This window comes from Variovorax sp. GW821-FHT09D04 (assembly GCF_059416405.1).
The window spans coordinates 25,627-50,408 of the sequence record NZ_JBWKPA010000012.1 but is presented as its reverse complement, the minus strand read 5'-3'; the positions used below and the strand labels follow the sequence as shown (position 1 = coordinate 50,408).

The following is a 24,782-nucleotide window of genomic DNA, read 5'->3' as shown; positions in this document are numbered from 1 at the left end:
GCTCCATACTGCGGGGAGTTTCTTCCTTCGTGTCCATGGATGAATCCTTGAACCCCAGCCTTGCGACGGTGCCGGAGCGCAGGATCGAACCGGTCGCCAGCACCAAGCTGCTTCCGCCACGTCCGTCGCGCCGGCTGGTGCCGCGCGACGCCTTGCAGGCGCGGCTGCTGGAGGCCCGGCGCCAGCGCTGCGTGGTCGTGCAGGGGCCCGCGGGCAGCGGCAAGACCAGCACGCTGGTGGCCTGGCGGCAGGCCCTGCTGGCGCTGGACTTCGATGTCGCCTGGCTCTCACTGTCCGCCGAAGACTGCGAGCCGACACGCTTCTTCGACTGCCTGCTGGCCAGCATCGGCGAAGTCGATCCCGACGCGGTGCGCGAGGCGGCGCTGCTGATGGGGCGGGACAGCGATGAGTCGGCGCTCGAGCATGCCGTGATCACCGTCGTGCAGGCCATCTCGTCGCGCTCGCGGGAGCTGGTGCTGATGCTCGACGACCTTCAGCACCTGGAGGACGCCCGCATCTTCCAGGTGCTGCAGTGGCTGCTCGACTACGCACCGCCGCGGCTGCACCTGGCCTTCGCCTCGCGCACCGCCTTGCCGTTGTCGTTCGCGCGGCTGCGCTCCCAGGGCCTCGTGAGCGAGTTCGACCTGCGCGACCTGCGCTTCACTGCCGAGGAAACCGAGCGCTTCCTGCGCGAGCAGCTGGCCAGCATCGACAAGCGCGACGTGCAGGTGCTGCACGAGCTCACCGATGGCTGGGTGGCCGGCCTGCAGCTGTTCGTGGTCGACATGCAGGCCAAGCGGGGCGCCCCGTATGCCCGGGTGCAGGTGCGCGACGCACAGGCCTTCGCCAGCTACTTCGAAGGCGAGGTGCTGGCGCACCTGCCGCCCGATGAGCTGGCGCTGCTCACGCGGCTGGCCCTGTGCAACCGTTTCTGCGCCTCCCTGTGCGCCGCGTTGCTGGTGCTGCCGCACGCCGGTGCGGACATGGCGTTGCGGCTGGCACGCCTGGACAGCGAGAACCTGTTCATCAGCCAGGTCAGCAGCCACGACCGCGAGACCTGGTATCGCGTGCATCCGCTGCTGCGCGAGATCCTGCTGGCGCGCCTGGAAAGGCTGCCGGGCGAGGAACGCGGTGTGCTGCACGGCGCGGCCTGGCGCTGGTTCGAGGCGCACGGGCACTTCGACGAAGCCGTGCGCCATGCGGTGCTGGCGGGCGATGCGCACGCGGCGGCCGACATCGTGGAGGCCTGCGCGTCCGACCTGCTGGCCCGGGGCGAACTGACCTCGCTGGGTGGCCTCATGCGGCGGCTGCCGACGACCCAGGTGCAGGCGCGCTTCGGGCTTCGGCTCGTGGCGGCCTACCTGCGCCTGTATGCGCGCGACATCGAAGCGCTGGAGGGCAGCATCTCGCAGCTGGAGGCGGAATTCGACACGCTGGACGCACTGCAGCGCCGGGGGCTCACGCTGCTGCGCGGCGGCCTGGCCCTTCAGCGCGACGACACCGAGACCCTGCTGGCGATCGCGCCGCAGCTCGAAGCCATTCCTGACGACGCGCAGGCCATCTTCGCGGGGCGCAACCACCTGCTGGCCTGGATGCACATGTACCGCGATGCCTACGCCGAGGCCCGCGCGCTGCTGGAAGAGGCCGCGCAGCAGCACGGCACCTCGACCGGGCGCGGCCTGATCGCGCGCTGCCTCGCCGGCATGAGCTTCGCGCTCGAAGGCCGCATGACCGAAGCCGAACACCTGTTCCGCGCGGTGCTGCAGGAGGCGCAAGGGCACGGCGCCGCCCGCATCGGCGTGGCCAGCATGGCCGCGGGCCTGCAAAGCGACGTGCTCTACGAGTGGAACGAACTCGAGGCCGCCTGCAGCCTGCTCGAGCCTCGCATCGAGGTGCTGGAGCGCGCCTCGATTCCCGATGCGGTGCTGCGCGCCTTCGTCGTCCTGGCGTGCGCGCACTGGCTCGCGGGCCGCCGCCTCGAAGCGCTCGACCATCTCGATCACCTGGAGGACTACGCCGTGCGCCACAGCCTGGATCGCCTGCTCGCGCATGCGCTGGTCCTGCGCCTGCGCCTGTACCTCAAGCAAGGCGAGACCGCGCAGGCCGACCAGGTGTTCGAGCGGATCAAGGTGCTGAATGTGCGCCATGCCGAGGCGGGCAAGGGCACGGCCGCCGAAACCTGGCGCATCACCGAGCGTGCGCGTGCCGACATGTGCCTGCACTGGAATGACTTCGACGGCGCCGTCGATTGCCTGAAGCCCCTCGTGGCGTGCACCGAATCGGCTGGCCGGTTGCGCATCCTGGCGGCCCTTCGGCTGCAACTGGCCATCGCGGAGTCGGGGCGCGGCAACCAGCGGCCCGCGCGTGAGCAGGCGATCGAAGCCTTGCGGCTGGGCCATCGGCTCGGTCTCGTGCGCAGCCTGCTGGACGTATCGGCGAACGTGCCGTCGCTCCTCGATGCGCTGCTGGCGGATGCGGCGCTCGACCCGGTCCTTGCGTTCTATGCACGGCGGCTGCTGGAGGCGGCCGCGGCCACGCGACGCGCACGTGCGGCCGTCCGCATGGCCAAGAGCGCCGCAGCCGAAGGCGTGGCCGTCGACCTGCTCAACGAGCGCGAGCGCGAGGTGCTCGACCTCGTGGCGCAGGCCATGCCCAACAAGAAGATTGCCCGCGTGCTGGGCGTCACGCCCCACACCGTGAAGTGGCATCTGCGCAAGATCTACAGCAAGCTGGGCGTCGCCGAGCGCGACGAAGCGGTTGCGCGCATGCGCGATCTCTCGCTGGTCCGGGAAACCCCCAGGCTGCACTGAACACCGGCTAGCCATCGCGGCTAGTGGCTCGCGGCCTTCGGCTTCGCATCATCGATGCATGCGACAGCGCCTGTCAGGCGACTGCCGCTGCGGACCGCCCGGTCCGGCACATCGATCCCAGCGAAACGAAAGGAATGGAGATGCAACAGCTCTGCAAGGACCGCGTGGTCGTCATCACCGGCGCCGGCCGCGGCCTCGGCCGCGAATACGCACTGGAGTTCGCGCGCCAGGGCGCGAAGGTGGTCGTCAACGACCTGGGCGCCAGGCCCGACGGCACGGGCGCCATGAACGGCCCCGCGCAGGAAGTGGTGGCCGAGATCCGCGCGATGGGCGGCGAGGCCGTGGCCAACACCGACGACGTGTCCGACTGGGAGGGTGCCAAGCGGCTGATCGAGGCCGCGATCACCGCGTTCGGCGGGCTCGACGTGCTGGTCAACAACGCCGGCATCCTGCGCGACAAGACGCTCGTGAACATGGACATCGACGATTTCGACGCCGTGATCCGCGTCCACCTGCGCGGCACCTTCGCACCGATGCGCCATGCCGCCGCGTACTGGCGCGAAGAAGCCAAGGCCGGCCGCCCGCGCGTGGCGCGCGTCGTCAACACCAGTTCGTCGTCCGGCCTGTACGGCATCGTCGGGCAGACCAACTATGGCGCGGCCAAGGCCGGCATCGCCAACATGACCATCGTCGCGTCGCGCGAGCTGGAGCGCTACGGCGCGACGGTCAATGCGATCTACCCGACCGCGATGAGCCGCCTGACCGAAGACCTGTTCAAGAGCGGCCAGCTCAACCCCAAGGCACCGGCCGGCGCCGCCGGGTTCGACCCGCTGGACGCGGCGAACGTGGCGCCGCTGGTCGTCTGGCTGGGCAGCGTGCATTCCGGCGCCGTCACCGGCCGGGTGTTCGGCGCCAAGGGCGGGCGCATCACGGTGGCCGAAGGGTGGCGTGCCGGCCCTCACGTGCAGAAGGACAGCCGCTGGACCGCCGCCGAGCTGGGCGAGGTGCTGCCCGGCCTCATCGCGCGCGCGGCGCCGAACGCCGACCTGAGCGGCCAGCTGAATGCGTCGAACGCCTGACATGAACAAGGACTGCGGACACCGGTCCGCCCCAGGAGGCACCGCATGAAAACGGCGAACTACCTCGGAGACTTTGCCGCCCTGACGCCGGACAAGCCCGCCGTCATCAACGGCAGCAGCGGCGAGCGCCTCAGCTACCGCGAACTGGACGAACGCTCCAACCGGCTCGCACAGGTGCTGTACGCCCAGGGCCTGCGCCGCGGCGATTGCATTGCGATGCTGCTGGAGAACCACATGCGCTGCTTCGAGGTGGCCTGGGCCGCCTTCCGTTCGGGGCTGCTGCTGACGGCGGTCAACCGGTTCCTCACGGCGGGGGAGGTGGCCTACATCGTGGAGGACAGCGGTGCGAAGGTGCTGATCTCCTCGGTCGCGATGGCCGGTGTCGCGGCCGAACTCGCCGGCACCACGCCGCACTGCACGCGGCGGCTGATGATCGACGGCGTCATTCCCGGGTGGGAGTCCTACGAGCAGGCCGTGGCCGGCGCGCCGGCGCAGCGGCTGGCCGAGGAGTGGGTGGGCGGCACGCTGCTGTACAGCTCCGGCACGACCGGCCGGCCCAAGGGCATCGTGCGCGCGGCGGCCCGTGCGCGCTTCGACGACGACGTGGCCGACCCGCGCCTGATGATGATGCACCGGTACAAGTTCGACGCCGGTTCGGTCTACCTGTCGACGGCGCCGCTGTACCACGCGGCCCCGCTGTCCTATGCGACCAACACGCACTTCTTCGGCGGCACCGTGGTGTTCATGCCCAAGTTCGATGCGGTCGAGTCGCTGGCGCTGATCGAGCGTTACCGCATCACCCACAGCCAGTGGGTGCCGACCATGTTCATCCGGTTGCTGAAGCTGCCGGACGCCTCCCGCGACGCCTTCGACCTGTCCAGCCACCGCGTGGCCATCCATGCCGCGGCGCCGTGTCCCGCCGAGGTCAAGCGGCGCATGATCGATTGGTGGGGCCCGATCGTGGTGGAGTACTACGGCGGCAGCGAAGGCAACGGCCTGACCTCCATCGACAGCCGTGAAGCGCTCGCGCACCCCGGCTCGGTGGGCCGTGCCGTGCTGGGCGTGCTGCGCATCTGCGACGACGACGGCAACGAGCTTCCGGCGGGCAAGGACGGGCTGATCTATTTCGAGCGCGACAAGCTGCCCTTTCACTATCACCGCGACCCTGGCAAGACCCGCGCGGCCCAGCATCCACGGCACCCGAACTGGACCGCGATCGGCGACATCGGCCACCTCGACACGGACGGCTACCTGTACCTGACCGACCGGCTCTTCTACATGATCATTTCGGGCGGGGTGAACATCTACCCGCAGGCCATCGAGGATGCGCTGGCCCTGCACCCCAGCGTGCAGGACGCCGCCGTGATCGGCGTGCCCGACCCCGAGATGGGCGAGGCCGTGAAGGCCGTCATCGAGCCCGCGCCCGGCGTGGCGCCCACGCCGGCATTGGCCGAAGCGCTCATCGCCTTCCTGCGCGGCAAGGTCGCGAGCTACATGCTGCCGCGCTCGGTGGACTTCATCGACGAGATGCCGCGCCTTCCTACCGGAAAGCTCTACAAGCGCGCGCTGCGCGAGCGCTATGCCAGGCCTGAACTGAACCAGGAACCACAGACATGAACGACACCACCGAAACCCTGCGTGCGTCGCAGTTGCGCATCGAAGGCGGCATCGCCGAACTCAGCCACCAGCGCCCGGCGCTGCGCAATGCGCTGTCGACCGAACTGCAGATGGACTACGTCGACGTGATCGCGCGCGTCGAGAGCGACCGCGAGATCCGCGTGCTGCTGATCACCGGCTCGGGCGGCAGCTTCTCGGCCGGCGGCGACGTCAAGTTCATGCGCGAGCGGCTGACCGACCCGAGCGTGGCGACGGCGGACTACATGCGTGGCCGGCTGCGCAAGGCGCACCAGTGGCTGACCCGCCTGCGTGAGCTGGAGGTGCCGGTGGTCGCCGCTGTCGACGGGCCGGCCTACGGCGCGGGCTTCGGCCTGGCCCTGCAGGCCGACTTCGTGCTCGCATCGACGCGTGCGGTGTTCTGCGCCTCGTTCGCGCGCCTGGGCGCCGTGCCCGACTTCGGCCTGCTGCACACGCTACCGCGCATCGTGGGCCTGTCCCGCGCGAAGGAGCTCATGCTGACGGCGCGCCGCCTGGGGGCCGAGGAGGCGCAGGCCTGGGGCCTCGTGCATGCGGTCCATGCGGACGATGCGCTGCAGGCCGAGGCGAGGGCGTTTGCGCAGCGCCTGTGCGCAGGCCCGCGCGAGGCGGCCGGCATGACCAAGAACCTGGTCAACCGAAGTTTCGAGACCGACTGCGCCGCGATGTTCACGGCCGAGGCCAGCGCGCAGGCCGTGGCCATGCAGACGCCTTATCACGCCCAGGCCGTGGCCGACTTCGCGCGCGACGGCGCCTTCCGCTACGACTGGGACCGCATGGCGGCCGGGCGGTCCACCTCCTGAATCGCGAAGGAACAACCGCATGACTGACAACGTTTTGGTCGCCGGCGTCGGCATGGTGCCTTTCACCAAGCCCGGCGCGGGCCCCAGCTACCTGGAGATGGGCGGCGATGCCGTGCGCCTGGCACTGGCCGACGCCGGCATCGGCTACGGCCAGTTGCAGATGGCGTTCGCCGGTTATGTCTATGGCGACACGAGCTGCGGGCAAGGCGTGCTGTACCGCGTGGGCCGCACGGCCCTTCCGGTGTTCAACGTCAACAACGCCTGTGCCACCGGCTCCAGCGCGCTCTACCTGGCGCGCGCCGCGGTACAGAGCGGGCAGGTCGAGTGCGCATTGGCGCTGGGCTTCGAGCAGATGCAGCCGGGGGCCACGCGTTCCAACTTTCCGGATCGCCCGATCCCGCGCGGCGACGTGCTGCCGATCCAGGACGCGCTGTGCGGCGATGCCGGCGAGATCCCGCGCAACCTGGTGACCTTCGGCGGCGCCGGCCGCGAGCACATGCGCCAGTACGGCACCCGGATGTCCACCTTCGCCGCGATCCGCGCCAAGGCCAGTCGCCATGCCGCGAACAACCCGCTGGCGCTGTTCAGGAAGGTCGTGACGACCGAAGACGTCATGAACGACCAGGTCATGTGGGAGGGCGTGATGACCCGCATGATGGCCTGCCCGCCCACCTGCGGCGCGGCCGCCGCGGTCGTCTGCTCGCCCGCGTTCGCGCGGCGGCACGGCCTGCGCACCGACGTCGCGATCCTGGCACAGGCCATGGTCACGGACCCGCAGGAGTCCTTCGAGCCGCCGACCATGAAAGGCTTCGTCGGCAGCTACATGGCGCAGCGCGCTTCGCGCGCGGTCTACGAACAGGCCGGCGTCGATCCGCGGGACATCCCGGTGGTCGAACTGCACGACTGCTTCGCGCACAACGAACTGTTGAGCTACGAATCGCTGGGCCTGTGCCCCGAAGGCGGCGCCGAGCAGTTCGTGCTGGACGGCGACAACACCTACGGTGGCCGCGTCGTCACCAATCCTTCCGGCGGCCTGCTGTGCAAGGGCCATCCGCTGGGCGCCACCGGCCTGGCGCAGTGCTACGAGCTGACGCACCAGCTGCGCGGCACTGCGGACCAGCGCCAGGTCGAGGGCGCGCGGCTGGCGCTGCAGCACAACCTGGGCCTGGGCGGCGCCTGCGTGGTCACGCTGTACGGCAGGCATTGAGTTTTTCAGACGGTTCCCGTCGTCGCGGCTTTCCGACTTTCACCAGGAGACAAGACCATGTTCACGCACTCGCAAGATGCCACCACCCTGCACCGGCGGGTCCTGCGGCTCAGCCTGTGGGGGGCCTTGCTGGGCCTTGCCGGATCGGCGACGGCGCAGCCCGCGGCCTACCCCGACCGGCCGGTGCGCATCGTGTCGGTCAGCGGCGCGGGCACTGGGGTCGATGACTTCACCCGGCTGGCCGCCAAGTACCTCAGCGACAAGACCGGCAAGTCGTTCTATGTGGAGAACCGGCCTGGCGCCAACAGCATCCTGGCGTCGGACCACGTGGCCAAGGCTGCGCCCGACGGCTACACGCTGCTGCTGGCGGTGGCCAGCGCCGTGGCCGCCAACCCCTACATGTTCAAGAGCCTGCCCTACGACGCGAACAAGGACCTGCTGCCGATCGCGCGCATGTCCGTGGTCCCCATCGTGGTGACGGTGCCGGCCACGTCGCCGTACCGCAGCCTGGACGCCTTGCTGGCGGCCGCGCGCGCCCATCCCGGAAAGCTCAGCTATGGCACCAGCACATCGGGCTACAAGGTCATGACCGCGGCGATCAACGGCCTGGCGAAGGTCCAGGCGCTGGACGTGCCCTACAAGAGCTCGTCGGGCATGCTGCCCGACCTGCTCGCCGGCACCATCGACTACGCGATGCTGGAGGTGTCGCAGGCCGTGCCGCAGGTGGAAGGCGGCAAGCTCCGGGCACTGGCGGTGTCGAGCCCGGTGCGCGTTGCGGCGCTGCCCGATGTGCCCACGCTGGGCGAGCTGGGCCTGGGCGATGCCACCCTGACGAGCTGGCTGGGCCTGTTCGCGCCGGCCGGCACGCCGCGGCCCATCGTGGACAAGCTCTCGCTGCTGGCCGTGGAGTTCGTCGCGTCGCCTGAAGCCCAGGCGCATTTCGCGCGGCGCGGCACGGCGGCCTACCCGGCGGCCTCGGCTGAGTTCACGAAGGCCATCCGCGAAGACCAGGCGCGCTGGAAGCACTACATCACGACCACGGGCCTTCAGCCGGAGTAGCGCGGCGGCGGCCCTTTCGCGTTCGACCTGTCCGTCCTGCCATCTGTCCGGACCGTGCGTCCGGCGAGGAACCCGCCATGCACCGCATCCAGACCTTCGTGCTCGCCGCCGCCCTGGCGTGCAGCGCTCCGGGCTTCGCCCAGGGCTTTCCGACCCGTTCCATCACCATGGTCGTGCCCGCGCCGGCCGGCGGCGCGTCGGATGCCATTGCACGCTCGCTGGCCGACGCGATGGGCAAGGCGCTGGGGCAGGTCATCGTCGTCGACAACAAGCCCGGCGCGTCGGGCATGCTGGCCACGCAGCTCGTCGCGCGCGCACCTGCCGATGGCTACACGCTGCTGGTGACGCACACCACGCCCATCTACTACGCGCACCACACCTTCTCGAAGGTGCCCTACGACGTGCGCAGGGACCTCGCCTTCGTGACGCACATCTGCGATGCGAGCCTGGTGCTGGCAGTGCACAAGGATGTGCCTGCCAGGAACATGACGGAGTTCATTGCATGGGCCAGGTCCAACAAAGGCAAGGTCAGCTACGGCTCCTATGGCGTGGGCTCGTCCGGGCACCTGATGAGTTCCTACCTCGGCGAATCACGGCAACTCGGCATGTCGCATGTGCCCTACAAGGGCGAGGCGCCCATGATCCAGGACCTCATCGGAGGCCACATCCCCTGGGCCTTCGCCACGGCCGGCTCCCTGTCGCCGCACTTCGCGAGCGGCCAGTTGCGGCCGCTGGCCGTGGTGGGCGAGCAGCGGCTCGACGACCTGCCGGGCGTGCCGACGCTGATCGAGGCCGGCTTTCGCGACCCGGAGTTCAAGATCATCGGCGGGCTGACCATGATGGTGGCCGCGGGCACCCCGGCGCCCGTGCTCGCCCGTCTGGAGAAGGAGGCGAGGCGGCCATTCAAACCGTGCAGCTCAAGGCGCGGTTCCAGGTCTTCGGCCTGATCGGCGTTGGCAACAGCGCCAAGGAGGCGCGCGAGGGCTTCGAAGCCAGCGGGCCGGTCATCGAGAAGCTCGTTCGGATCTCGGGCGCAAAGATGGACTGAATGCGTGCGCCGACTCGCCATTACGGCTAGTGAATCTTGCGCGGCGAGTGGCGATCATGAACCCCAAGGCGACCGGTTTCCCCAACGCCGAAGTTCCATCAACAGACGCATCGAGAGGAGCTCCCAGTGGATGTGAATCGCACGGTCTTTCGCGAAGACCACGAAATGCTCAGGCCCAGCGCACAGCGCTTCTTTGAACGCGAGTGCGTGCCGCGCCAGGCGGCGTGGGACCAGGCCGGCCGGATCGACCGCGAGACCTGGCTCAAGGCCGGCCGCGAAGGCCTGCTGTGCGTGACGGTGCCGGCCGAATACGGCGGCGGTGGCGGCGACTTCGGCCATGCGGCGGTCGTGCTCGAAGAGGTGCATCGCGCAGGTGTGTCGGGCGCGGGGTTCTCGCTGCACTCCGACATCATTGCGCCGTACATCGTGCGCCTGGGCACCGAAGCGCAGAAACAGCAATGGCTGCCGGGCATCTGCCGCGGCGAGCAGATCCTGGCGGTGGGCATCACCGAGCCGGGCGGCGGCTCCGACGTGAAGGCGATCCGCACCACCGCCGTGCGCGACGGCGACGACTACGTCATCAACGGCAGCAAGATCTTCATCAGCAACGGCCTGAGCTGCGACATGGTGCTGCTGGTGTGCAAGACCGATCCGGCCGCCGGCGCCAAGGGCGTGAGCCTGATCATGGTTGAGTCCGACCGCGCGGGCTTTCGCCGCGGCCGCAAGCTCGACAAGGTGGGCCAGCCCGCGGCCGACACCGCCGAACTGTTCTTCGACAACGTGCGCGTTCCCGTGGCCAATCGCCTGGGCGAAGAGAACCAGGGCTTCGCCTACCTCATGCAGGAGCTGGCGCAGGAGCGCCTGATCATCGCCCTGTATGCCGCTGTTGCGCTGGAGCGCCTGCTCGGCCTCACGCTCGAGTACGTGAAGGACCGCCGCGCCTTCAACCAGACCGTGTGGGACTTCCAGAACACGAAGTTCAAGCTGGCCGACGTCAAGGCGCAGTCGGTGGCCGTGCGCACGCTGGTCGACTACTACCTGGGCGAACACCTGCGCCGCAAGCTCAGCGTGCAGGAGGCGGCCATCGCCAAGATGTACGCCACCGAGGCGCTGTGGAAGTGCCTGGACGACATGGTGCAGCTGCACGGCGGCTACGGCTACATGCTGGAGTACCCCATCGCACGCGCCTTCACCGACTACCGCGTCTCGCGCGTGGTGGGCGGCGCCAACGAGGTCATGCGCGACCTCATCGCACGCAAGCTGTAGGCGCCGCGCTGCCTGCAACTTTCCTTCCTTCTTCCCCTTTACTGAACTGGAGAAACCATGAGTGAAAAAGTCCTGGTCGGCGGTGTCGGCATGATCCCGTTTTCCAAGCCCGGCGCGAGCCCGAGCTACACCGACATGGGCGCCGACGCGGTGCGCCGCGCGCTGGCCGATGCAGGCATCGGCTACGAGCTGGTGCAGCAGGCGTACGTGGGCTACGTGTACGGCGACTCGACCTGCGGGCAGACCGCGCTGTATGAAGTCGGTCTCACCGGCATTCCGGTCGTCAACGTCAACAACAACTGCTCGACCGGCTCGACCGCGCTGTACCTGGCGCGCCAGGCCGTCGCGCTGGGCGACGCCGACTGCGTGCTGGCACTGGGCTTCGAGCAGATGCAGGCCGGCGCGCTCAAATCGCACTGGGACGACCGGCCCCGCACGCGGGCCCGCGTCTCGCACATCGTGAGCGACCTCACGGCCGATGTGCCCGAGCTGCCACAGGCCCTGCGCACCTTCGGCGGCGCGGGCCGCGAGCACATGCAGAAGTACGGCACGAAGATGCAGACCTTCGCCGCCATCCGCGCCAAGGCCAGCCGGCATGCCGCCGCCAACCCGCTGGCGATCTTCAGGAACGTGCTCAGCACCGAGGACGTGATGAACGACAAGGTGATGTGGCCCGGCGTGATGACGCGCCTGATGGCCTGCCCGCCGACCTGCGGCGCGGCCGCCGCGCTGATCGTGTCCGAGAAGTTCGCGAAAAAGCACGGCCTGCGCAGCGACGTGCAGATCCTGGCGCAGGCGATGACCACCGACCCGGTCGCGTCCTTCGATCCGCCCTCGATGATCAGCTACGCCGGTTTCCACATGGCGCAGGCGGCGGCGAACAAGGTCTACGAGAAGGCTGGCGTCGATCCCGCGGACATCCGCGTCTGCGAGCTGCACGACTGCTTTGCCCAGAACGAACTGCTGACCTACGAAGCACTGGGCCTGTGCCCGGTGGGTGAGGGCGAGAAGTTCGTCGAGGACGGCGACAACACCTACGGCGGGCGGGTGGTGACCAATCCGTCGGGCGGCCTGTTGTCCAAGGGCCATCCGCTGGGCGCAACGGGCCTGGCGCAGTGCTACGAGCTGACGCACCAGCTGCGCGGCACGGCCGACCAGCGGCAGGTGGACGGCGTGACGCTCGCGCTGCAGCACAACCTGGGTCTCGGCGGCGCCTGCGTGGTGACGCTGTACGGCCGCAACTGAGCAGGGACGCGACATGCTCGACCGCAACCTGATCGGCCACACCCTCGGCAGGCGCAGCCTCACCGTCGAAGAGGGCGCCGTGCGCTCGTATGCGCAAGCCATCGGCGAGACCGATGCGACCTACCTCGACGCGTCCGTGGCACGCGACGCCGGCCACCGCGCGCTGCGCGTGCCGCCCACTTTCCTGTCGTGCCTGGAAGGCCGGCTGTTCCAGACGCGCGTGCTGCTGGAGTTGGCCCGCATCGACCTCAAGCGCCTGCTGCATGCGGAGCAAAGCTACGAGTACCACGCGCAGGCCTATGCCGGCGACGTCCTCAGCTACGAGCCGAAGATCGTCGACGTCTACGAAAAGAAGGGCGGCGCGCTGGAGTTTTTGGTGAAGCAGACCCGCGTGACCAACCAGGACGGCGTGCACATCGCCGACCTGCGCACGGCCCTCGTGCAACGCCAGCTCGCACAGGCATGACCACATGACGACCCCGGCACTGAAAGACCTGCAGGTGGGTGACAGCATTCCCGCGCTGCAGCTGCCCGCGATCTCCCGCACCACGCTGGCGCTGTATGCCGGCGCCTCGGGCGACCACAACCCGATTCACATCGACATCGACTTCGCCCGCAACGCCGGCCTGGACGACGTGTTCGCGCACGGCATGTTGTCGGCCGCCTACGTGGGACGGCTGGTCACGGACTGGGCAGGGCAGGAGCGCCTGCGGCGCCTGCATGTGCGCTTCACCGGCATCACGCAGGTGCACGACGTGCCGCTGTGCACCGGCCGCGTGACCGAGCGCTTCGCGCACGAAGGCGAGCCGCGCCTGCGTGTCGAAGTGCAGTGCGCCAACCAGAACGGCGACGTGAAGATCCTCGGCGAAGCCGTGGTGGCCGCCCTTTGAAATTCATCCACAGGAGAAAGCAAGCATGAACAGAAATCTCGAAGGCAAAGTGGCCATGGTCACCGGCGCAGGACGCGGCATCGGCCGGTGCATCGCGCTGAAGCTCGCCCATGAAGGCGCCAAGGTGGTGGTCAACGACCTCGACGCCGCACCGGCCGAAGAGGTGGTGGCGGAGATCCGCGGCGCCGGCGGACAGGCCGTCGCGTTCGCCAGCAGTGTGACCGCGCCGGACTTCGGCACCAACTTCGTCAAGGCGACGCTCGACGCCTTCGGCGCCATCGACATCATCGTCAACAACGCCGGCTACACCTGGGACAACGTGATCCAGAAGATGAGCGATGAGCAGTGGGACGCGATCCTGGACTGCCACCTGAAGGCGCCGTTCCAGGTGCTGCGCGCCGCGCAGCCGTACTTTCGCGAAGTGAGCAAGGCCGAGGCCGAGAACGGCAAGGAGGTGTTTCGCAAGGTGGTGAACATCTCCTCGATCTCGGGCACGCAGGGCAGCACGGGCCAGGTCAACTACTCGGCGGCCAAGGCGGGCCTGGTCGGCATGACCAAGACGCTGGCCAAGGAATGGGGCCGCATGAAGGTCAACGTGAACTGCGTGGCCTTCGGCTTCATCGCTACCCGGCTCACGCAGCCCGTGAAGGAAGCCAAGACGATCCAGATCGAGGGCAAGGAGATCCGCATCGGCGTGCGGCCCGAGACCATCGAGCGCGCCAGCAGCGAGATTCCGCTGGGCCGCCCCGGCACGCCCGAGGAAGCGGCGGGCTCGGTCTACATGTTCTGCATTCCGGAGTCGAACTACGTCACCGGCCAGACGCTGATCTGCGGCGGCGGGCGCGGCGGCTTCTAGCCAGGCACGCCTCAAGGCAGCTTTCATGGCACGGTTGACCCGCCACTACGCACACTGGCCCGCCGGCGTTCCGCAGACGCTGGAAGTGGCCGATCGCAACCTGTTCAGCCACCTCGCCAGAAGCGCCGAGGCCGCGCCGGACAAGGTCGCGATCTCCTACTACGGACGCTCGACCAGCTACCGCAGCCTGCATGCGGATGCACTGGCGCTGGCCGGCTACCTGCAGCAGCGGCTGGGCGTGCGGCGCGGCGACCGCGTGATGCTGCTGATGCAGAACTGCCCGCAGTTCGTCATCGCCTACTACGCGGTGCTGCGGTGCGATGCCGTGGTGGTGGCGATGAACGCCATGAGCACCGCCGAGGAGGTCGCCTACTACGCCAGCGATTCCGGCGCGCGGGTGCTGATCGCCACGCAGGACATGATGGACAGGGCGCAGTCCCTGCTCGACGACAACCGCCTGGACGGCTGCGTGGTCGGCGCGGTCTCCGAGCTGGCCGGCCGGCCGCAGGATGTGCCCTTCCTCGAGATTCCCGAGTTCGTGCGCGAAGCGCGGCGGCCGTTGGGCGGCCCCGGGCTGCACACGTTCTCCGGCGCGCTCGCGGCAGGCATCGCGCCGACCCCGATGCAGGGCGGGGGCGGCGACCTTGCCGTGGTGGCCTACACCTCGGGCACCACCGGCAAGCCCAAGGGCGCCATGCTGACGCACCGCAACTTTGCCCATGCATCGCTGCAGCGCGTGCAGTGGCTGTCGGAGCAGGCCGACCAGTCCGAGCTGCTGGTGCTGCCGGCCAGCCACCTGGCCGGCATGAACGTGATGAACCTGGCGATCTACGTCGGGCGCACCGTCGTGCTGCTGTCGCGCTGGGATGGCGACGCGGTGGTCGAGCTGATCGAGCGGCTGCGCCTGTACGCCTGGTGCGCCGTCACGCCGATGCTGGCCGAGGTGTTCTCGCGGCCCGACATTGCGCAGCGCGACCTGTCGTCGCTGCGGCGGCTCTATGGCGGCGCCACGGCCATGCCCGAGGCGCTGATCCGCAAGATCGAGGAACGGCTGGGGCTGTCCTTCATCGAAAGCTACGGCCTCACCGAAGCCTGCGGCGCCTCGCACATCAACCCGCCGCAGGCCGCGCGGCGCCAGTGCGCGGGCGTGCCGCACATCAACTGCGATGCGCGCGTGATCGATCCGGATTCGGGCGCGGAGCTGGGGCCCGCGCACCCCGGGGAAATCGTGATCCACGCGCCGACCCTGTTCGAGGGCTACTGGAACCAGCCGGAGGCCACGGCGGCGGCGACCATCGAGATCGACGGCAAGCGCTTCCTGCGCAGCGGCGACATCGGCCATCACGACGAGGACGGCTATTTCTATGTCACCGACCGGCTCAAGCGAATGATCAACGCGGCGGGCCTGAAGATCTGGCCCGCCGAGATCGAGACCTCGCTGTACGGCCACCCGGCGGTGCAGGAAGCCTGCGTGATCTCGGCCTTCGATGCGCGCCGCGGCGAGACCGTCAAGGCCTTCGTCGTGCTGCGCCCGGCGGCGCGCGGCACGCTGGCGCCGGAGGCGGTCACGGAATGGGCGCGCACCCGCCTGTCGGCCTACAAGGTGCCGCGCCTGGTCGAGTTCGTCGAGGCCCTGCCCAAGACCGCGACCGGAAAGATCCTGTGGCGCGAGATGCAGGCGCAGCAGGACGCGCACGACGAGGCCGCGCGCGCTGCCGCACTCGCGCTCACGTGAAGACCATCTAAGGAGACAAGACATGAAGAAGATCGGTGCCGCGTGGCTGGCCCTGGCCCTGGCCGTCCCCGCGCTCTCGCAGGCCCAGGCCGACGAGGCCTATCCCTCCCGCGCGGTGCGCTTCATCGTGCCCATCGGGCCCGGCAGCAGCGGGGACACGCTCACGCGGCTGATGGCGGAGCAGTTCAGGGCCGTCTCGGGGCAGGCGACCTTCGTCGAGAACCGGCCCGGCGCCGATCTTGTCGTGGGCACGCAGAACCTGCTGGGCGCGCCGGCGGACGGCCATTCGGTGGTGCTCGTGAGCAACAGCACCATGGTGATCAATCCGCTCGTCATCAAGGACCTGCCCTACAAGGTGGAAGACCTGACGCCGATGCTCGACCTGGTGCGCATTCCGGCCGTGCTGGTGACATCGCCTGACTCGCGGTTCAAGACGCTGGGCGACCTGCTCGATGCGGCCCGCAAGGCGCCGGGGTCGGTCAGCATCGGTGTCTACGGCAATTCGTACCGGCTGGGCGCGCTGGACCTCGCGCGCCGGGCGGGCGTGAAGTTCAATGCCATTCCCTACAAGGGCGCCTCGCAGGCCATCGCCGATGTGATCGGCGGCGTGGCCGACGCGGCGCTGACCGATGTCGGCGGCGCGGCGCCGCTGATCGCCTCGGGCAAGGTGCGCGGGCTGGGCGTGTCCTCGGGCAAGCGCCACGCGTTGATGCCGGGAGTGCCCACCGTGCAGGAAGGCGGCGTGGCCGACTACACGCTCTTTACCTTCATCGGCTTTGCGATCCGCGCCAAGACGCCGGCGCCGATTGCCGGCAAGTTCGAGGCGCTGATGGTGCGCGCGGCCGCCGACCCGGCGTTCCGCGAGCAGGTGGTGCGCATCAGCGGTGGGGAGTTTGCCGGCACGGGCCGGGAGCCGTTCAGCGCCATGATCGCCAGCGAATCGGTGCGCACGCGCGAACTGGTCAAGCTGGCCGGGCCGAATTTCATGCAGTGATGGATCGCGCGGTCCCCAGCGCCGTGGCACCGGGGACCACGTTCGGGCCGGGTCAGCGCGCGATGACTGCGTCGCCCAGGATCTTCACCTCGCCGTCCTGGTTGGTGGTGCGGATTTCCAGCTTCACCCGCTCCTCGCCGCCGGCCTCGAACTTCTCGATGACCTCGCCCGTGCAGGTGATGGCATGGCCCAGGTGCGTGATGCCGGCGAAGCGCGCGTTGAACTGGCGCACCTTGCGCTGGTCGACCCACTGCGTCAGCAGGCGGCCCAGGTAGGCCATCGACAGCATGCCGTGCGCGAACACGTCGGGCATGCCGCCGCGCTGCGCGAAGTCCAGGTCGATATGCATCGGGTTGTGGTCGTTCGATGCGCCGGCAAACAGCGCCAGGGTCGTGCGGTTGATCGGGGCGAGTGCCAGTGGGGGCAAGGTATCGCCAGGTTCGAGGGCGTCGAAATTCAGGGTCTTCATCGGGTGTTCCTTGTGTTGTTCAGCCATTGCGGTGCACCAGCACCTTGCGGATGTCGGCCACGTGCTCCGAGCGCTGGTTGGTGACGCGGGTTTCCATGACGACGAACTCGAGCGCGCCACCTTTCTTCTCGTAGACGTCAGTGACCCGGCTGTCGAAGTGCAGCGTGTCGCCCGCATGGGCCATGCGCCGGTAGGTGAAAGACTGCTCGCCGTGCAGCACGCGCGCCAGCTCGATGCCGGCGTCCTCGCGCCAGTTGCTCGGCGGACGCGCGAGTTCCAGCGAGAACAGGAAGGTGGGCGGCAGCGGCAAGGTGGGGTGGCCGGCATCGCGCGCGGCGGACTCGTCGAAGTAGACGGGATCGGTCTCGCCGATGGCCTTGGCGAAGAAGCGCAGCTGCCCGGCTTCGGCGGTGATGGCAAAGGGCGGGAAAGCCATGCCGATGATGTTCCTGTCGATCATGAAGATGCTCCTTGTTTGAGGTGCCGGCTTGCCCGGCCTACAGCTTGCGCGAGATCAGGTCGCGCATCACTTCGCTGGTGCCGCCGTAGATGCGGCTCACGCGCATGTCGACGAAGGCGCGTGCGATGGGGTACTCCAGCATGTAGCCGTAGCCGCCGTGCAGCTGCACCATGTCGTCGATGCACTTCCACAGCGTCTCGGTGGCGAACAGTTTGGCGATCGCGGCTTCTTCCACCGTCAGCCGCCGGCTCATGTGCGCCGCGAGGTAGTAATCGACCATCGTGCGCAGCGCCACCGACTGGGCCTTGATGTCGGCCAGCTTGAACTTCGTGTTCTGGAAGTCCCACACGGTCTGGTCGAAGGCGCGGCGGTCCTTCACGTACTCGAGGGTCTGCTGGAGCAGGCGCTCGAGCTTGGTCGCGGCGCTGACGGCGATCATGAAACGTTCCTGCGGCAGCTCCTGCATCAGGTAGGCGAAGCCCTTGCCTTCTTCACCCAGCCGGTTGGCCACCGGCACGCGGACGTCGTCGAAGAACAGCTCGGCCGTGTCCTGGGCGCGCATGCCGACCTTGTCGAGCTTGCGGCCGCGGCGAAAGCCCGCGCGGTCCGTCTCGACCACGACCAGGCTCACTCCTTTAGCGCCGGCGGCCGGGTCGGTCTTGCACACCACGACCACGAGGTCGCTGAGGAAGCCGTTGCTGATGAAGGTCTTGCTGCCGTTGATGAGGTAGTCGTCGCCGTCGCGCACGGCGGTGGTGCGCAGCGATTTCACGTCCGAGCCGCCGCCCGGTTCGGTGATGGCCACCGCCAGGATCTGCTCGCCGCGGCAGATGCCCGGCAGCCATTTCCGTTTTTGCGCCTCGGTGCCCAGGCGGTGGATGTAAGGCGCCACGATGTCCGAATGCAGCCCGATCGACAGGCCGCCGACACCTGCGTGCGCGATCTCCTCGGCAATGATGGCCGCGTGGCCGAAGTCGCCGCCACCGCCGCCGTATTCGGTGGGCAGCGTGGTGCACAGCAGGCCTTCGCGGCCGGCCTTTAGCCAGACCTCGCGGCTGACCTGGCCGTCGCGGTCCCAATCGGCCTGGTGCGGCACGCACTCGCGTTCGAGAAAGCGGCGCACCGTGGTGCGGAATGTCTCGTGGTCCTCACGATAGACGCTGCGTTCGACCTGCATGTCGCGATCTCCTTGGGTGACGGAACGGAGCGATCCGCCGAAGGCGTCACGGCGCAATCCGTTCCCTTGGTGATCGTCGTGCGACGCAGGGCCGGACGCACTAGCCGCGATGGCTAGGGCGTGTTCGCGCGATCAAGGGCCGTGGCCGGGCGCGTTGCGACCGACGGACCGGCCCGCAAGGTAGCCAACGGCCAGTGGCAGGCCTTTGGCGACACCGATCACCTGGCCACCGAAGACCTGCCGCCCGGCTGGCGAGAAGGAGGCCGTGGAACGGGTCCAGCGGATGTCGGGCGCTACCAGTCCTCTTTCACCGCCAGCACCACATCGCGCCCCGCCGCGGCACGCCCCGCCATCCACGCCGTGAACGTGCCGGCCGCCACCACGGCCGCGCACAGCGCCAGCAGCCGCACCCAGGGCACCAGCAGGTCCATGCTCCAGTGGAAGCTCTGCGGGTTCACCACCTTCACCAGCACCACCGACACGGCCAGCCCGAGCAGCAGGCCGGCCACCGCGCCGATGGCGGTCCAGGCCGCGCCTTCGCCGGCCACCACGGCCAGCACCTGCCGCCGCGTGAAGCCCAGGTGCGCAAGCAGCCCGAACTCCTTGCGCCGCGCCAGCACCTGCGCGCTGAAGCTGGCCGCGATGCCGAACAGGCCGATGGCGATGGCCACGGCCTGCAGCCAGTAGGTGACGGCAAAGCTGCGGTCGAAGATGCGCAGCGAGGTCGCACGGATCTGGCCGACCGAGGCGAGCTCCACGGCGCCGTCGCGTGATGCGCGCGAGGCGAGTGCGCGAACGGCCGCCTGCACTTCCGTTTCGGACGCGCCGGGCGCGAGCCACAGCGCGACGTCGCTCACGTCGTGCTCGCCGGTGATGCGCTCGAAGTCGCGCGCGTCCATCGCGATGGCACCGAACTGCCGCGCGTAGTCGCGCCACACGCCGGCCACGAAGAACACCTGCGGCGTCGCCGTGCGCATCGCATCGGCCAGCGGCGAAAACGCCGTGCCCGGCTTCGCGCCGTACAGCTCGACCATCGGCTCGCTCACGTAGATGCCGGTCTGGCCGGGCGGCACCGGCAGCGCCTCGCCCACCAGCGGCAGGCCGCGCACCACGCCGCCTTCGAGGCTGCGCGCGATCAGCGTCACGGCGGGCTGCGCGGGGTCGAGCTGCAGCGACTGCGTGCGCAGCGTGCCGGTGCGCGCCACGCCGGGCAGTTGCGCCAGCGCCTGCACGAAGGCCGGCGCGAAGGTCGCGGTGTCGGTGCTGCTGGTGCCGCCGCTGTTGCCGCTGCCGCGCCCGCCCGAGGTGGCGCGCACGTACAGGTCGGCCGGCAGCACCACGTCGAGCCAGTGCGTGACCGACTCGCGAAAGCTCGCGACCATCACCGTGAGCGCCACCGCCAGGCTCAGGCTCGCGACCACGCCGCTCACCGCAACGGCCGCCGTGCCGCGCATGCGCCGCGCGCGCTCGACGGCGAGCATCGGCAGCACGCGCCGCGCAAACGCGGGCGCCACGCGGTCGTACAGCAGCGCGATGAGCCAGGGCAGGGCGGTGATGCCGCCCACCAGCAGGCAGGCCACCGACAAATACGCCGCCACCGGAATGCCGCCGATGGCCGGCAGGTTGGCCAGCGCCGCACCCGCGCCGATGAGCCCGAGCGCGAGCCAGTGGTGGCGGCCCTGCGCGGGCGCCGCGCCCAGGCCCTTGAGCGTTTGTGCCTCGGGCAGCGCCTGCGCGGCGCGCGCGGGCCACCAGCCGCCCACCAGTGCGGCCACCACGCCGAGCCCGCCGTACAGCAGCGCGGCGCCACTGCTCCAGTGCAACCGCGGCGCCACGCCTTCGAAGTAGCCGCCGCCCAGGTCGCCGCCCAGCACGCGCAGCGCGAAGGCCGCGAGCGCGGTGCCGAGCGCCAGGCCGGCGGCGCTGCCGATCAGCCCGAGCACCAGCGATTCGGCCAGCACCAGCCGCAGCCGTCCGCGCGGCGTGAGGCCCAGCACGCCGAGCAGCGCGAACTGCTGCGCGCGCTTGGCCACGCTGAGCGCGAGCACCGAGAACACCAGGAACGCGCCCGTGAACAGCGCCACCAGCGCCAGCACCGTGAGGTTGACGCGGTAGGCGCGCGACAGGTTGCTGACGCGCTCGGCCGCATCGCCCGGCTCGGCGAACTTCAGGCCCGCCGGCCAATCGGGCGACTTCTCGAGTGCGGCCACGAAGGCCGCGCGGTCGGTGCCCGGCGCGAGCCGCAGGTCGATGCGGCTCAGCTGGCCGAGCGGGCCGAAGAGCTCCTGCGCGACCGCGATGTCCATCACCGCCAGCGCCGCGCCGCCGGCCGTCACGTGGCCCGACACCGCAAGGCGCTGCCACGCGGCGCCGCTGCGCAGCTGCAAACTCTCATCGGTCGCGGGTTGCGGCGGCAACTGCAATGCCTGGCGCGCCGCCGCGTTGAGGAACACATGGCCGGGCGCGAACAGTGCGAAGCGGTCGGCACCCGCCGCCGACTGCGGCATCAGCGCGGGCGCGATGGTGGGCAGCGCGAGCGCATCGACACCGATCACGCGCAGCGGCACCTGGCGCCCGTCGTGGGCCAGGGCCAGGCCCTGGAACTCGAGCACCGGGCTTGCCAGCGCCACCTCGGGCCGGCGCGCGAGCCGGCCGAACACGGCCTCATCGAAGCTGCCCTGCGCGGCGCGCACCTCGAGGTCGGGCTGGCCGTTCACCGAGCGCACCGCGCTGGAGAACTCGTCGAGCGCCGAGGCGTTGATGAGCTGCACCGAAAACGCCAGCGCCACGCCCAGCATCACGGCCAGCACGGCCGCCGCGTTGCGCCAGGGGTGGTGGCGCAGTTCCTGCCAGGAGAAAGTCGAAAGCAATGCACGCATGGGGTCATTGTGGCCGCCGTGGCAGGATGGCGGCTCTTTCGACGATGACGACTTCACGCCCGAGGATTCCGACGATGCGGCTTCTGCCCTCCGCCTGGTGCCGCCGCTGGCTGGCGCCCTGGCTTCTCGTGCCCTGGCTGGCGGGCGCGGCGAGTGCGCAACTCGCACCGCTGGCCGCACCCTCCGCACCGCTCTCGCTCGCCAGCGACCCCGCCGTGCTGGCCCGCACCGCGCTCGGCGCCGAGCGCGGCACGCTGGTGGTCGGCGTGCTGCGCGGTGACAAGGCCGCCTACGGCATCGCCCACAACCCTGAGCCGCTGGTGGCGCGCGCCATTGCGCCGGCCAGCGCGGAGCAGCCGATGTTCGAGATCGGCTCCGTCACCAAGGTCTTCACCGGCCTGCTGCTGGCGCAGGCCGTGGAGCGTGGCGACGTGGCGCTCGACGACAGCGTCGGCAAGCTGCTGGCCGGCCATGCCGAGGGCGTGCCGCCCGCCGTGGCGTCGATCACGCTGCGGCAGCTCGTCACCCACACCGGCTGCCTGCCCGTGATGGCCGACGGCGTCACCGGTGGCGCCGCGCTGGCCGAGCAGTTCCGCAGCTTCGACCTGCCGATGTTCTGGGCCGCGCTCGCGCGCATCCACCTCACGGGCGTCGCGGCGCCGTGCGAGGCGCGCTACAGCAACTTCGGCATGGCGCTGCTCGGGCAGCTGCTGGCGCTGCGCTACGGCACTTCGTGGGGCGAGCTGGTGCGCGCGCGCATCACCGAGCCGCTGGGCATGAACGACACCGTGATCCCGCTCGGCGACAAGGCCTCGCGCATGGCGCCGCCGTTCGCGGGCGACCAGCGCCAGCGCCGCTTCGACATGCATGCCTACGCGCCCGCCAGCGCGCTGCGCTCGACTGCCGCCGACATGCTGGCCTTCAGCCGCGCCATCCTCGCCGGCGCGCACGGCCCGCTGGGCCCGGCCGCCGCGCGGCTGCTCACGCCGCTCGCGCGCTACGAGGGCGCCGAGATCGGCTATGCCGTGATGGTGCGCGGCCCCGAGACCGGCCGGCGCACCTACTACCACGCGGGCGTCACCGAGGGCTACCGCACGCTCTGGCTGCTGGCGCCCGACACCGGCGAAGCGCTCATCGTGCTGGCCAGCAACCAGCGCGCACCGCTGCAGCCCGTGATGCTCGCCATCGGCAAGAGCCGCTACCCGGTGCCGACGACCGAGGTGCCCATCGATCCGAAGCGCCTGGCCGACTACGCCGGCGAGTTCCGCGTCGGCAAGGCGCAGGTGCTGGGCTTCACCGTGCGCGACGGGCGTTTGCTGGCGCGTGAATCGGGCAAGGGCTACAACGGGCTCACGCCCACGGGGCCGGATCGTTTTGCGGTGACGGCCATTGGCGCGCAGTTCGTGTTCCGGCGTGGGGAGGGTGGCGAGGTGATCGGCGTCACGCTGACGCAGGGTGGCAGTCGGCTCGAAGGGCGGCGGGCCGGCGTTGCTGTGCCGCAGGACTGAGCGCCTCAGGCCCGTTCCGACATCGCGTGCAGGTACGCCCGCACCGCCCCGTTGCTGCTCAACCCGATCGCCCGGTCGTATGCCTGACGCGCCGCAACCCGCGCGCCACCGGCCGCAAGCAGGTGCGCACGCGCCGCCCAGAACGGCTGGTAGCTCGCCACCTCGTCCGATGGAATCGCATCGAGCGCGCGCAGCCCGGTCTCGGGCCCGCGCGCATTCGCCAGCGCGCACGCCAGGCTGACCTGCGCGCCGATGCTGGGCCGCAGCGCGAGCAGGCCTTCGTACAGCGACACCAGCACCTCGGGCGGCACCGGTGCGCCCGCGCGGCGCTCGCAGTGGGCCGACTGGATCGCGGCCTCGAGCTGGTAGGGCCCGAGCGATTGCATGGCCGACGCGATGCGCAGGTGGTGCTCGGCCTCGGCCAGCAGTGCGTGGTCCCAGCGCGTGATGTCCTGCTGGTCGAGCGGTACGTAGGCGCCGGCCTCGGTGCGGCGCGCGGCGGTGCGCGCCTCGCAGAACAGCATCAGCGCCAGCAGGCCCAGCGGCTCGGGCTCGGCAGGCATCAGGCGGCACAGGATGCGGCCCAGGTCGATGGCCTCGGTCGTCAGGCCGCGCGGCAGCGCATCGGCGCCGTCGACGTCGTCCCAGCCGGTGCCGTAGGCGGCGTAGATGCCGTCGAGCACGTCGCGCAGCCGGTGCGGCAGGTCGCGCGCCTGCGGGTACTCGAAAGGAATGCCGGCCGCGCGGATGCGGGCCTTGGCGCGCACCAGCCGCTGGCCCAGCGCGGAAGGCGAGGTGAGGAAGGCGCCGGCCATGCGCGCGGCGTCGAGGCCGAGCACGGTCTGCAGCATGAGCGGCGCGCGCGCGGCGGCGTCGATGGCGGGGTGCGCGCAGACGAACAGCAGGCGCAGGCGCTCGTCGGGCACGGTGGCGGCATCGGGGTCGGCTTCGTCCATCTCGCCGGCGAGCAGCAGCAGGGTCTGCGTGGCGTCGTCCTGCACGCGGCTGTGGCGCCAGGCGTCGAGCTTGCGGTGCCGCGCGACGCTCAGCAGCCAGGCGTCGGGCTGCACCGGCACGCCGTCGGCGGGCCAGCGCTCGAGCGCGCGGGCGAAGGCGTCGGCCAGGGCGTCTTCGGAGGCCGCGATGTCGTGCGTGCGGGCGGACAGGATGGCCAGCAGCCGCCCGTACGACTCGCGTGCCGCGCGTTCGGCGGCGTGGTGTGCCGCCGGAGTGGTCACGTCTGGCTCGCGCCCGCCGCTGCGGTGGCGGTGAAGACCGGCCGCACTTCGACGCCGCCGCTGGCGGCGCAGGGCGCACGCGCGGCCCATTCGAGCGCGGCGTCGAGGTCGGGCACGTCGACCACGAAGTAGCCGCCGAGCTGCTCCTTGGTGTCGGCGAAGGGGCCGTCCTGCACCTGGCGCTTGTCGCCGCGCACGCGCAGCGTGGTGCCGGTCATGGGCGGCAGCAGGCCGTGGCCGCCGAGCGAAATGCCCGACTGGCGCACCGCGTCGGCGTACGCGACCCAGCTGGCGCGGTAGGCCTGCGACGAGGCGTCGTTGCGTTGTTCGAATTCGGCCGCGGGTTGGTAGAACATCAACATGTACTGCATGGTGTTTCTCCGTGAGGAAAAGCTTGACGAGCAAG

General features: G+C 70.1%; 22 protein-coding genes. 16 read left to right on the top strand and 6 right to left on the bottom strand.

What is annotated here, in order from left to right; translation table 11 throughout:
• The first annotated feature begins 47 nt into the window (after positions 1 to 47).
• The 15 genes from AC07O4_RS27520 (at position 48) to AC07O4_RS27450 (ending at position 16,645) form a co-directional block, all read left to right on the top strand.
• The gene (locus AC07O4_RS27520) at positions 48 to 2,810 is read left to right on the top strand and encodes a winged helix-turn-helix domain-containing protein (protein ID WP_495306188.1); all 2,763 of its coding nucleotides are present in this window, start codon (positions 48 to 50) and stop codon (positions 2,808 to 2,810) included.
• A 140-nt stretch (positions 2,811 to 2,950) separates the two neighbouring features.
• Positions 2,951 to 3,889 (top strand): SDR family oxidoreductase, encoded by a 939-nt coding sequence (locus tag AC07O4_RS27515; protein ID WP_495306187.1) that lies wholly within the window; start codon positions 2,951 to 2,953, stop codon positions 3,887 to 3,889.
• A gap of 45 nt (positions 3,890 to 3,934) precedes the next feature.
• Positions 3,935 to 5,506 (top strand): acyl-CoA synthetase, encoded by a 1,572-nt coding sequence (locus tag AC07O4_RS27510; protein ID WP_495306186.1) that lies wholly within the window; start codon positions 3,935 to 3,937, stop codon positions 5,504 to 5,506.
• On the top strand, positions 5,503 to 6,345 hold the full coding sequence (locus tag AC07O4_RS27505; protein WP_062474030.1) for an enoyl-CoA hydratase/isomerase family protein: 843 nt from the start codon (positions 5,503 to 5,505) through the stop codon (positions 6,343 to 6,345). Before AC07O4_RS27510 ends, AC07O4_RS27505 begins: the two co-directional genes overlap by 4 nt.
• Before the next feature lie 19 nt (positions 6,346 to 6,364).
• Positions 6,365 to 7,552, top strand: coding sequence for a lipid-transfer protein (locus AC07O4_RS27500; RefSeq protein WP_495306185.1), 1,188 nt, complete (start codon positions 6,365 to 6,367; stop codon positions 7,550 to 7,552).
• A gap of 57 nt (positions 7,553 to 7,609) precedes the next feature.
• Complete coding sequence (locus AC07O4_RS27495; RefSeq protein ID WP_495306184.1) at positions 7,610 to 8,611, top strand: Bug family tripartite tricarboxylate transporter substrate binding protein; 1,002 nt, start codon at positions 7,610 to 7,612, stop codon at positions 8,609 to 8,611.
• A 77-nt stretch (positions 8,612 to 8,688) separates the two neighbouring features.
• Positions 8,689 to 9,558 carry a Bug family tripartite tricarboxylate transporter substrate binding protein gene (locus AC07O4_RS27490; RefSeq protein WP_495306183.1) on the top strand — a complete coding sequence of 290 codons (870 nt, stop codon included), beginning with the start codon at positions 8,689 to 8,691 and terminating at the stop codon, positions 9,556 to 9,558.
• The gene (locus tag AC07O4_RS27485; protein WP_495306182.1) at positions 9,522 to 9,659 is read left to right on the top strand and encodes a hypothetical protein; all 138 of its coding nucleotides are present in this window, start codon (positions 9,522 to 9,524) and stop codon (positions 9,657 to 9,659) included. Before AC07O4_RS27490 ends, AC07O4_RS27485 begins: the two co-directional genes overlap by 37 nt.
• A 126-nt stretch (positions 9,660 to 9,785) precedes the next feature.
• Positions 9,786 to 10,925: an acyl-CoA dehydrogenase family protein gene (locus tag AC07O4_RS27480; protein ID WP_495306181.1), complete on the top strand. Its 1,140-nt coding sequence runs from the start codon at positions 9,786 to 9,788 to the stop codon at positions 10,923 to 10,925.
• A gap of 57 nt (positions 10,926 to 10,982) precedes the next feature.
• Entirely contained in the window at positions 10,983 to 12,170 is a 1,188-nt protein-coding gene (locus AC07O4_RS27475) for a lipid-transfer protein (RefSeq protein ID WP_495306180.1), read from the top strand.
• Between the two features lie 13 nt (positions 12,171 to 12,183).
• Positions 12,184 to 12,636, top strand: a complete 453-nt coding sequence (locus AC07O4_RS27470) for a MaoC family dehydratase N-terminal domain-containing protein (RefSeq protein ID WP_495306179.1) — start codon at positions 12,184 to 12,186, stop codon at positions 12,634 to 12,636.
• A 4-nt stretch (positions 12,637 to 12,640) separates the two neighbouring features.
• Positions 12,641 to 13,060 (top strand): MaoC family dehydratase, encoded by a 420-nt coding sequence (locus AC07O4_RS27465; RefSeq protein ID WP_495306178.1) that lies wholly within the window; start codon positions 12,641 to 12,643, stop codon positions 13,058 to 13,060.
• A 25-nt stretch (positions 13,061 to 13,085) separates the two neighbouring features.
• Entirely contained in the window at positions 13,086 to 13,916 is an 831-nt protein-coding gene (locus AC07O4_RS27460) for an SDR family NAD(P)-dependent oxidoreductase (RefSeq protein ID WP_495306177.1), read from the top strand.
• Positions 13,917 to 13,941: 25 nt separating this feature from the next.
• Complete coding sequence (locus AC07O4_RS27455) at positions 13,942 to 15,651, top strand: AMP-binding protein (RefSeq protein ID WP_495306176.1); 1,710 nt, start codon at positions 13,942 to 13,944, stop codon at positions 15,649 to 15,651.
• A 22-nt stretch (positions 15,652 to 15,673) separates the two neighbouring features.
• Positions 15,674 to 16,645, top strand: coding sequence for a tripartite tricarboxylate transporter substrate binding protein (locus tag AC07O4_RS27450; RefSeq protein WP_495306175.1), 972 nt, complete (start codon positions 15,674 to 15,676; stop codon positions 16,643 to 16,645).
• A 52-nt stretch (positions 16,646 to 16,697) separates the two neighbouring features.
• On the opposite strand, the gene AC07O4_RS27445 is transcribed toward AC07O4_RS27450, so the two are convergent.
• The 4 genes from AC07O4_RS27445 to AC07O4_RS27430 form a co-directional block, all read right to left on the bottom strand.
• Entirely contained in the window at positions 16,698 to 17,114 is a 417-nt protein-coding gene (locus tag AC07O4_RS27445; protein WP_495306174.1) for a MaoC family dehydratase, read from the bottom strand.
• Positions 17,115 to 17,133: 19 nt separating this feature from the next.
• Positions 17,134 to 17,574, bottom strand: coding sequence for a MaoC family dehydratase N-terminal domain-containing protein (locus AC07O4_RS27440; protein WP_062482837.1), 441 nt, complete (start codon positions 17,572 to 17,574; stop codon positions 17,134 to 17,136).
• 37 nt (positions 17,575 to 17,611) lie between these two features.
• A complete protein-coding gene (locus tag AC07O4_RS27435) occupies positions 17,612 to 18,751 on the bottom strand; it encodes an acyl-CoA dehydrogenase family protein (RefSeq protein ID WP_495306173.1) in 1,140 nt (379 codons plus the stop codon).
• A 293-nt stretch (positions 18,752 to 19,044) separates the two neighbouring features.
• The gene (locus AC07O4_RS27430; RefSeq protein ID WP_495306172.1) at positions 19,045 to 21,630 is read right to left on the bottom strand and encodes an FtsX-like permease family protein; all 2,586 of its coding nucleotides are present in this window, start codon (positions 21,628 to 21,630) and stop codon (positions 19,045 to 19,047) included.
• A gap of 74 nt (positions 21,631 to 21,704) precedes the next feature.
• Between AC07O4_RS27430 and AC07O4_RS27425 the strand changes: the two genes are divergently transcribed.
• Entirely contained in the window at positions 21,705 to 23,138 is a 1,434-nt protein-coding gene (locus tag AC07O4_RS27425; protein WP_495306171.1) for a serine hydrolase domain-containing protein, read from the top strand.
• Positions 23,139 to 23,143: 5 nt separating this feature from the next.
• On the opposite strand, the gene AC07O4_RS27420 is transcribed toward AC07O4_RS27425, so the two are convergent.
• Positions 23,144 to 24,376, bottom strand: a complete 1,233-nt coding sequence (locus tag AC07O4_RS27420; protein ID WP_495306170.1) for an RNA polymerase sigma factor — start codon at positions 24,374 to 24,376, stop codon at positions 23,144 to 23,146.
• The gene (locus AC07O4_RS27415; protein ID WP_062478473.1) at positions 24,373 to 24,747 is read right to left on the bottom strand and encodes a YciI family protein; all 375 of its coding nucleotides are present in this window, start codon (positions 24,745 to 24,747) and stop codon (positions 24,373 to 24,375) included. The genes AC07O4_RS27420 and AC07O4_RS27415 overlap by 4 nt, the downstream gene beginning before the upstream one ends.
• Between the last annotated feature and the right edge of the window lie 35 nt (positions 24,748 to 24,782).